The 9,306-nt window shown below is 72.0% G+C and carries 6 protein-coding genes; 5 read left to right on the forward strand and 1 reads right to left on the reverse strand.

Annotated elements, in window-relative coordinates; genetic code table 11:
- Positions 1–130: 130 nt before the first annotated feature.
- Together glmM and DQW06_RS22700 are read left to right on the forward strand one after the other, a co-directional pair.
- Positions 131–1,468 (forward strand): phosphoglucosamine mutase, encoded by a 1,338-nt coding sequence (gene glmM, locus DQW06_RS22695; protein WP_013156147.1) that lies wholly within the window; start codon positions 131–133, stop codon positions 1,466–1,468.
- 231 nt (positions 1,469–1,699) lie between these two features.
- Positions 1,700–2,728, forward strand: coding sequence for an ROK family glucokinase (locus tag DQW06_RS22700; protein ID WP_013156148.1), 1,029 nt, complete (start codon positions 1,700–1,702; stop codon positions 2,726–2,728).
- Positions 2,729–2,796: 68 nt separating this feature from the next.
- On the opposite strand, the gene DQW06_RS22705 is transcribed toward DQW06_RS22700, so the two are convergent.
- Entirely contained in the window at positions 2,797–3,390 is a 594-nt protein-coding gene (locus DQW06_RS22705; protein WP_013156149.1) for a Uma2 family endonuclease, read from the reverse strand.
- A 202-nt stretch (positions 3,391–3,592) separates the two neighbouring features.
- On the opposite strand from DQW06_RS22705, the gene DQW06_RS22710 reads away from it, so the two are divergent.
- From DQW06_RS22710 to DQW06_RS22720, 3 genes are all read left to right on the forward strand, one after another.
- The gene (locus DQW06_RS22710) at positions 3,593–4,366 is read left to right on the forward strand and encodes an SDR family NAD(P)-dependent oxidoreductase (protein ID WP_019610109.1); all 774 of its coding nucleotides are present in this window, start codon (positions 3,593–3,595) and stop codon (positions 4,364–4,366) included.
- Between the two features lie 10 nt (positions 4,367–4,376).
- Positions 4,377–5,141 carry a crotonase/enoyl-CoA hydratase family protein gene (locus DQW06_RS22715; RefSeq protein ID WP_013156151.1) on the forward strand — a complete coding sequence of 255 codons (765 nt, stop codon included), beginning with the start codon at positions 4,377–4,379 and terminating at the stop codon, positions 5,139–5,141.
- 634 nt (positions 5,142–5,775) lie between these two features.
- Positions 5,776–9,270 carry a bifunctional glycosyltransferase/CDP-glycerol:glycerophosphate glycerophosphotransferase gene (locus DQW06_RS22720; RefSeq protein ID WP_071621247.1) on the forward strand — a complete coding sequence of 1,165 codons (3,495 nt, stop codon included), beginning with the start codon at positions 5,776–5,778 and terminating at the stop codon, positions 9,268–9,270.
- Positions 9,271–9,306: the final 36 nt, after the last annotated feature.

Below are 9,306 nucleotides of genomic sequence, written 5' to 3' on the forward strand. Positions count from 1 at the left end.
GCCCGTACGCCGTTCCCACCACCGGGGACGGCGTACGGGCTTTCGGTTTTCCCGGTGGCTTGTCTGGGCCACCCTCGCTACTCCACCGGCGCCGTGACCCGGCGCCGTCGTCGAAAGGGGCTGTCCGCCTGTGGCTCGGCTGTTCGGAACAGATGGTGTACGCGGTGTCGCCGGTCGGGACCTGACCGCCGCCCTCGCGCTGGAGCTGTCCGTCGCGGCGGCGCGGGTGCTGACCCGCGGCGGCGACGGGGCGCGGCCCAAGGCCGTGGTGGGCCGCGACCCGCGCGCCTCCGGCGAGTTCCTCGAGGCCGCCGTCGTCGCGGGCCTGGCCAGCACCGGTGTGGACGTGGTGCGCGTGGGCGTGCTGCCCACCCCGGCCGTGGCCTACCTGACCGGCGCGCTCGGCGCCGACTTCGGCGTGATGCTCTCCGCCAGCCACAACCCGGCCCCCGACAACGGCATCAAGTTCTTCGCGCGGGGCGGCCAGAAGCTGGAGGACGCCCTGGAGGAGGAGATCGAGGGCATGCTCGGCGTGCCCTCCACCCCCGCCGTGGGCGACCTCGTCGGCCGGGTCACCGACGCCGACGACGGCGCCGAGCGCTACGTCGAGCACGTGCTGGCCTCGGTGCCCCACAGCCTCAAGGGCCTCAAGGTCGTGGTGGACTGCGCCAACGGCGCCTCCGCCCTGGTCGCGCCCGAGGCGCTGCGCCGCGCGGGCGCGGAGGTCGTGGCGATCGGTGACCAGCCGGACGGCCACAACATCAACGACGGGTGCGGCTCCACCCACCTGGAGGTGCTCCAGGAGGCCGTCCGCCTGCACGGCGCGGACGCCGGTATCGCCAACGACGGCGACGCCGACCGCTGCCTGGCCGTGGACGCCGAGGGCCGCGTGGTGGACGGCGACCAGATCCTGGCGATCCTGGCCACCGAGGCCAAGGAGGAGGGCAGGCTCGCCCAGGACACGCTCGTGGTCACGGTCATGTCCAACCTGGGCCTGAAGCTGGCGATGGAGCGGGAGGGCATCACCGTGGTGGAGACCGCGGTGGGCGACCGCTACGTGCTGGAGGAGATGAAGCGCGGCGGGTTCGGCCTGGGCGGTGAGCAGTCCGGGCACGTGATCCTGCTGGAGCACGCCACCACCGGAGACGGCGTCCTGACCGGCCTGCACCTGCTGGCCGCGATGGCCCACCGCGAGCAGGGCCTGGCGGAGCTGGCCAAGGTGATGACCCGCCTGCCGCAGGTGCTCGTCAACGTGCCCGACGTGGACAAGGCCCGCGCCAAGGACTCCGCGGAGCTCGCGGCGGCCGTGCGCGAGGCCGAGGAGGAGCTGGGCGAGACCGGCCGGGTGCTGATCCGGCCCAGCGGGACCGAGCCCAAGGTCAGGGTCATGGTCGAGGCGCCGGAGCAGGAGCAGGCCACCGCGGTGGCCGAGCGGCTGGCCGCCGTGGTGCGCTCCGCACTCGGCTGAGGGCGGGACTCCTTCGGGGGCTCGACGCCCCCTGCTCGGGCGTCTCGGAGGGGGAACCTCCGGTGCCCGCCGTGCGGTGGCCCGTTCCTGGCGATCGCGCGTCCGGCACCCGCCAGGACCCCACCGGCGCCCGAGCCTCCACGCGCGTCCGGGCACGCGGACGGCCGGGCGCGCGTTCTCATGTGTGGCTGACCCGCGGAGCGCGGGTCCGGGACGCTGGAGTTGGTCACGGTGGCGGACACGCGGTACGGGCACGCCCTGACGATCGGGGTGGACATCGGCGGGACGAAGGTCGCCGCCGGTGTGGTGACGCCCGGCGGGCGCATCCTGGCCAGGCTGCGCACGGAGACCCCCGAACGCAGCAAGAGCCCGGCGGTCGTGGAGGACACGATCGTCTCGGTGGTGCGGGAGCTGCGCCGGGAGTTCCGGGTGCGCGCCGTGGGCGTGGGCGCCGCCGGTTTCGTCGACGAGCGGCGGGCCAACGTGCTGTTCGCCCCGCACCTGTCCTGGCGCCGGGAGCCGCTGCGCGAGGCCCTGGCCCTGCGGCTGGGGCTGCCCGTGGTGGTGGAGAACGACGCGAACGCCTCCGCCTGGGCCGAGGTGCGCGCCGGGGCGGGCCGGGGCGTGCACAACGTCGTGGTGGTGAACCTGGGCACGGGCATCGGCGGTGCGGTCGTGCTCGACGGGAACCTGCACCGGGGCCGGTACGGACTGGCCGGGGAGTTCGGGCACATGACGGTGGTGCCGGGCGGACACCGCTGCGAGTGCGGGAACCGGGGCTGCTGGGAGCAGTACGCCAGCGGCAACGCGCTGACGCGGGAGGCGCGGGAGCTGGTGGCCTCGCAGTCGCCGGTGGCGGACGCCCTGCACCAGGCGGTGGGCGGCGACGCCGCCCAGATCACCGGGCCGCTGGTCAGCGAGCTGGCGCGCAAGGGCGACCGCGCGTGCGTGGAGCTGATGCGCGAGGCCGGGCAGTGGCTGGGTTCGGGTCTGGCCAACCTGGCCGCGGCGTTCGACCCGGAGCTGTTCATCGTGGGCGGCGGCGTGTCCGAGGCGGGGGAACTGCTGCTGGAGCCCGCGAGGGAGGCGTTCGGGCGCAACCTCACGGGGCGCGGCTACCGTCCGGAGGCCCGGGTGGCGGCGGCCGAGCTGGGCAACGAGGCGGGCCTCATCGGCGCCGCGGACCTGGCCCGGGAGGCGCTGCCCCGGTGGCACCAGCGGCGCCGACAGCGCCGCCTGGGGCGTTTCGGCAGGAGTTAGGGCCGGTCGGTCCCGTCGGGGGCGGCGGCGCGCGGCCGGAGCGTGGCGCGCGCCGCGTTGCGCGGGACCTAGCGGGACAGCGCCCTCACGTCGATGTCGATCGGGAACGGCAGGTCCAGCTTGAGGCGTTCTCGAGCGACGGTGACAGGGATGTAGCGGGGTTCCTTCGTGCCGTCCAACTCGTAGACGTAGACAGCGGGTCCGTTCTCCTCGTGCTCTATCCGCCAGAAATGCGGGATACCCGCCTGCGCGTACTTGAGCGGTTTGGTGGAGCGATCCCGGTCCTGGGACTCCTTGGACACGATCTCCACAGTGAGGAGTACATCTTCGGGAGGGACGTGGGTGGCCTGGTACCAGTCGAGGTGCTCCTCGGCTCCCTCCGCGAACTCGTAGACGATGAGATCGGGCTCCGGGCGTTGGCGCTTGCCGAGCTTCATGGTCATTTCCGAGAGGACGTCGACGTTGGGAGGCGCCGCTTCCTCCAGACGGGCCGCGAGGCGGATCATGACCTTGGCGTGGAATCGGGTCTGGGGGGAAAGCAAGACAAGGGCTCCGTCGATGAGTTCCATCCGGGGCACTCCCGGGGGAAGGTTGTCCATGTCGTCGGCGGTCCAGCCGCCGGGCGGGGGCATGAACCAGTCGGGGAGCGGCTCAGCGGTCATCGAAACCTCCCGGGTCGATTCCTGAGCCCATGCTAATGCGGTCGTCATCGCCATGACAGGACGGTAGCGCTCCGTGACCACGGTGCACGGAGGTTCCGCGAAGAACTCCGGATTCCGGGTGAAAGTCCTGTTCGGAGGGGCTACCCGCAATTAACCGAACCTGGTTCTAGTGCGGAGGTCGCATCCTCTGTAGAGTTCCGCCATGGATCTCAACGCAATCTCCGCCCTCGTCTCGGGCGGCGCGAGTGGCCTGGGTGAGGCCACCGCCAGGGAGCTCGCCTCCGCGGGCGCGACCGTCGTCGTCGCCGACCTCAACGCCGAGCGCGGGGAGGCCGTCGCCAAGGAGATCGGCGGTGTCTTCGTGCGCACCGACGTCTCCCAGGAGGACCAGGTCAAGGCCGCGGTCCAGGCCGCCGTCGACACCGGCAAACCCTTCCGGGTGGCCGTGTCCTGCGCGGGCATCGGCTGGGCCACCCGCACCGTCGACCGCAGTGGAAACCCCCACGACCTGGACAGCTACCAGAAGGTCATCCAGGTCAACCTCATCGGCACCTTCAACGTGCTGCGCCTGGCCGCGGCCGAGATCGCCAAGACGGAGCCGGTCAACGAGGACGGCGAACGCGGCTCCATCGTCAACACCGCCTCCCTCGCCGGCATCGAGGGCCAGATCGGCCAGATCGCCTACTCCTCCTCCAAGGGCGGCGTCATCGGCATGACCCTCCCGGCCGCCCGCGACCTCGCGGCCGTCGGCATCACCGTCAACACCATCGCCCCCGGCATCCTGGAGACGCCCATCTACGGCGAGGGCGAGGCCGCCGAGGAGTTCAAGCAGCGCCTGGCCGCGCCGGTTCCCTTCCCCAAGCGCCTGGGCACCGCCGAGGAGTTCGGCCGGCTCGCCCGGGCCCTGCTGGAGATCAGCTACGTCAACGGCGAGGTCGTCCGCATCGACGGCGCGCTGCGCATGCCGCCGAAGTAGGGAGGGCACCGTGTCCGACGAGGTTCTCTACACCGCCGAGGACGGCGTCGCCGTCATCACCATCAACCGGCCCCAGGCCAGGAACGCGGTCAACGCCGCGGTCGCCGCACGCGTCGCCGAGGCGCTCGACGACCTCGACGCGCGCAAGGATCTGAGCGTCGGCATCATCACCGGCGCGGGCGGCACCTTCTGCGCCGGGATGGACCTCAAGGCCTTCATGCGCGGCGAGGTCCCGCTGGTGGAGGGGCGCGGGTTCGGCGGCTTCGCCGAGCGCCCGCCGCGCAAGCCGCTGATCGCCGCCGTGGAGGGGTACGCCCTCGCGGGCGGGTTCGAGGCCGTGCTGGCCTGCGACCTGGTCGTGGCCGCCGAGGACGCCAGGTTCGGCATCCCCGAGGTCAAGCGCGGCCTGGTCGCCGGTGCGGGCGGCCTGCTGCGCCTCCAGCACCGCATCCCGCGCAACATCGCGATGGAGCTCGCACTGACCGGCGACTTCGTCGAGACCCCGCGCCTGGCCGAACTCGGGCTGGTCAACCGGGTCACCGCCAGCGGCGGGGCCCTGGAGGGCGCACGCGAGCTGGCGGCCCGCATCACCGCCAACGGCCCACTGGCGGTGCGGGTGTCCAAGGAGGTCATCACCTCCTCCGGCGACTGGTCCACCGAGCAGATGTGGGAGAAGCAGAACGAGCTGACGGGCCCGGTGTTCGTCAGCCACGACGCCATGGAGGGCGCGGCGGCCTTCGCCGAGAAGCGCGCCCCCGTGTGGAGGGGTGAGTAGGCCCCCGGACGCCGTGCGGCGGTCGTCCCCCCGCCCGGGGGCGGCCGCCGTCCGCTGTCGGGGGCGACGGGGGCCGGTGCGCGCCCGCGCCCCGGCCCCGCGGGACTCCGGGGTCTTCGGGGGTCCTGACCTGCCGAGGACCCCGGACCGCCGTGGAGTGTCGTGCGTCACGGACGGGGGTGACGGGATCCAAGGCGCGCCGCCGCCCCCGGGCGCACGGGCCGCGGACCGCCGCGGCGGGCGCCCCCGGCGCCTTCCCCGCGGGCGCCGCGGCCGGGCCCTGCCGAGGCCGACACGTCCGAGGTGGGAGCGCTTTCGCGGGCGTGTGCCCCCCTCCTCGCGCCCGCGGGCGAAGGGTTCGCCTCCCCTGACCCGACCCGGCGGCCTCCCTCGCGTTGCCTCCCGCCCGGGCGGGGAGGAAGTTCACGCAATTCCAGACGGTTTGAAGTCATGGGTTAACCTGGGTTCTACTTTGCCCACCTTGTCCTGTCCTGTCAGTCGTTCCGTCTCTGCGGGCTGACAGGAGCGGGAGCCTGATCCACCCTCCCCCCACACCCGGTAGACCGGGCGCGCGCTGGCGCGACCTCCGCTGTGCGACGGGTGTGTTCGGATCCGCGGAGCCTTGGAGTCATTTGTGGTCGCACTCAGTGTCGTCGTACCCATCTACAACGTCGAGAGGTATCTCGACGAGTGCCTGCGCTCCCTTCAGGTGCAGACGTGGGACGATCTCGAGGTCGTGATGGTGGACGACGGGTCCCCGGACGGCAGCGCGGCCATCGCGGCCCGATACGCCGAGCAGGACCCCCGCTTCCGGCTGATCCAGCAGGAGAACGGCGGCCTGGGCGCCGCCCGCAACACCGGCATCGAGCACGCGCGCGGCGACTTCCTGACCTTCGTGGACAGCGACGACGTGATCCCGTCCTACGCGTTCGGCTACCACCTGGAGAGCCTGCGCCGGAGCGGCTCGGACTTCTCCAGCGGCAACGTCCACCGCCTCAACGAGCTGGGCACGCGCCAGTCGCCGATGCACCGCAGGATCTTCCGCACCGCCAAGACCGGCACGCACATCACGCGCGAGGACACGCTCCTGGTGGACCGGCTGGCCACCAACAAGGTCTGGCGCCGCTCCTTCTGGGACAGGCACGGGATGACCTTCCCCGTCGGCGTCCTGCACGAGGACATCCCCGTGGCCATCCCCCTGCACTTCCTCGCCGAGTCGGTGGACGTGCTCTCCGCGCCCGTCTACCTCTGGCGCGAGCGCCCGAGCGACGACAAGTCCATCACCCAGGACCGGCTGCGACCCCAGGCCCTGGAGGACCGCGTCAGCGCGGTCACCAAGGTCAGCGACTTCCTCAGGGAGAACCAGCCGCCCCTCCAGAAGCGCCGGTGGGACGCGGTGGCGCTCGGCAGCGACCTGCGCCTCTTCCTCCAGGTGCTCGACCGGGCCGACGCGGACTTCACCCGGCGGCTCGTCGAGCTCGGCAACGCCTACCTGGACCAGGTGGACGACAAGGTGCTGCGCGACCTCCCCGCCATCGAGCGCCTCAAGTGGCACCTCATCCGGCAGCGCAAGGTCGAGCAGCTGCGCGAGGTCATCGTCTTCAACAAGAGCGCCGAGCACAAGAAGGCCAAGATCGTCCGGCACGGGATCCGCTACTACGCGGACTACCCGTTCAAGGACGACCCCGCCCAGGGCGTGCCGCGCTCGGTCTACCGCGTGCGCTCGGAGCTCAAGCTCCGCCAGAAGGCCGAGGAGCTCACCTGGGTCGACGGCAAGCTCGTCGTCGGGGGCCGGGTCTGCCTGAAGTACCTGCGGCCCAACAAGCGCCTCCAGCAGCAGGTCCGCGCCTGGGCGGTCAACGCCGAGGACGGCAGGCGCGTGCGGCTGAACACGACCACGCACCAGGCCAACGAGTTCCGGCTCGCCCCGACGGTGGCCACCTCCCGCAAGGACTGGGGCGGCTACCGGATCGTCATCGACCCGGCCGAGCTGGGGGACGAGGGCGACTGGTACGTGGAGCTGGGCGTGGTCAACCGCGGCTTCCGCCGTGTGGACCGCCTCAAGAAGCCCGCCGCGGCCGACGTCCGGATGCTCGGCCCCGAGCAGGTCCGGCCGGGCGTGTGGGCCCGCCCGCACTGGGTGGACGACTTCGAGCTGCGCCTGACCGTCGAGCGACCGGCGGTCGTCCTGGACGGCTCCGCGGTCGAGGGCTCCTCCCTGGTCCTGAGCGGCCGGGCGACGGGAACCCCGACCGAGGGCCTGAGCGCCTACGTCCAGCGCTTCCCCGGCGACGTCGAGGTCCCGGCGAAGGTGGAGACCGACGGCGCGTCCGTGCGCGTGCTCGCCGACCTGGCCGCCCTCACCGACGGCTACCAGGACAGGGACGCCATCGCGGGCAGCGACCCCTACGAGGACTGGTCGGTCCACCTCCGGGACGGCTCCGGCCGCTCCCGGTGGATCCCCTTCGCCGAGGACGGCCCCGAGGGCCGCTACGCGCACTCCGGCCTGAGCGTGCGGGTGCTCCCCGACTTCGCCGGGCGTACCAGGGTCCGGGTGGAGCGGCCCCAGCCCCTGCTCACCGCCGTCTCCTGGGACGACGACGTCCTCGACCTGCGGGGCGACTTCCCCGAGACCCCCACGGGAGAGCTCTCCCTGGTGGTCAAGGCCGTCGGCCGGATGGAGGAGCACCTGTTCCCGGTGGAGGCCGCGGACGGCCGGTTCTCGGCCTCCGTCCCGCCCACCGCGATCCCCAACTTCGGCACGAAGGTGCCCCTCACGCCCGGCAACTACCGCTTCCTGCTGCGCACCGCCACCGGCGACAACCAGTGGGACGACCGCCGGATCGGCTTCTCGCGGGAGCTGCGCACCGCCAAGTTCCCCGCCCCCGAGAAGGAGGGCGGCTTCGACCTGGAGCTCAAGCCGGACGGCCGCGGGTGGCCCGTGCTGCGCCTGGGCTCGGTGCTGCGTCCGGAGGAGCAGGGGTCCTACGCGCAGCAGGTCCTGCGCGAGGAGGTCTACCCCAAGCTGCGCCGCAAGCCGGTGCTGCCCGGCATCGTCTTCGACAGCTACACCGGCAAGCAGTTCTCCGACAGCCCGCGGGACATGTACGAGGAACTGCGGCGCCGCGGCGTGGAGACGCCGATGTCGTGGATGGTGCGCAACCGCCAGATCACCCTGCCCCCGGGGCTGACCGAGGTCCGGCACACGAGCCGCGAGTACTTCGAGGCGCTGGCGCGCTCGGAGTTCATCGTCTCCAACGCCCACCTGCCCATGTGGTTCGAGAAGCAGCCCGGGCAGAAGGTCGTGCAGACCTGGCACGGGTCGATGCTCAAGCGCATCGGCTTCGACATCGAGCACGTCCAGTTCGCGGGCCGCAACTACCACGACCGGCTCCGGCACGAGACCAACCAGTGGGACTACCTGGTCTCCCCGAGCCCCTGGGCGACCCCGATCCTGCGCCGCGCCTTCGGCTTCGAGAACGAGATCCTGGAGACCGGCTACCCGCGCAACGACATCTTCCACCGCCCCGAGCGCGAGGCGGTGACGGAGGCGGTCCGCGAGCGCCTGGGCCTGCCGGAGGGCAAGAAGGTCATCCTCTACGCACCCACCTGGCGCGACGACAAGTTCTACTCCGTCGGCAAGTACAAGCTGGACCTGCACCTGGACCTGCGGCGGCTGTACGACGCCCTCGGCGACGACCACGTGCTGCTGTTCCGCAGGCACCCCAACATCGTCGACCGGGTGCCGAACGTGGGCAAGGACTTCGTCTTCGACGTCTCGGCCTACCCCGAGATCCAGGAGCTGTTCCTGGTCACGGACATCCTCATCACCGACTACTCGTCGCTGATGTTCGACTTCGCCAACACCGGCCGCCCGATGCTGTTCTTCACCTACGACCTGGAGGAGTACCGCGACAGCCTGCGCGGGTTCTACTTCGACTTCGCCGAGACCGCCCCGGGCCCGCTGCTGCGCACCTCCGACGAGGTCATCGACTCGATCCGCGACATCGACGGGGTCCAGGAGGCCCACAGGGAGCGGTACGAGGCCTTCGTGAACCAGTTCTGCCCCCTGGACGACGGCAAGGCCGCGGCCCGGGTGGTCGAGCAGGTCTTCGGCAAGCTCCTCTGAACCGGGCGGGTTCGGGGGAAGGCAGGGGCCCCCCCC

The organism is Nocardiopsis sp. TNDT3 (assembly GCF_003427465.1).
GTDB classification, from domain to species: domain Bacteria; phylum Actinomycetota; class Actinomycetes; order Streptosporangiales; family Streptosporangiaceae; genus Nocardiopsis; species Nocardiopsis dassonvillei.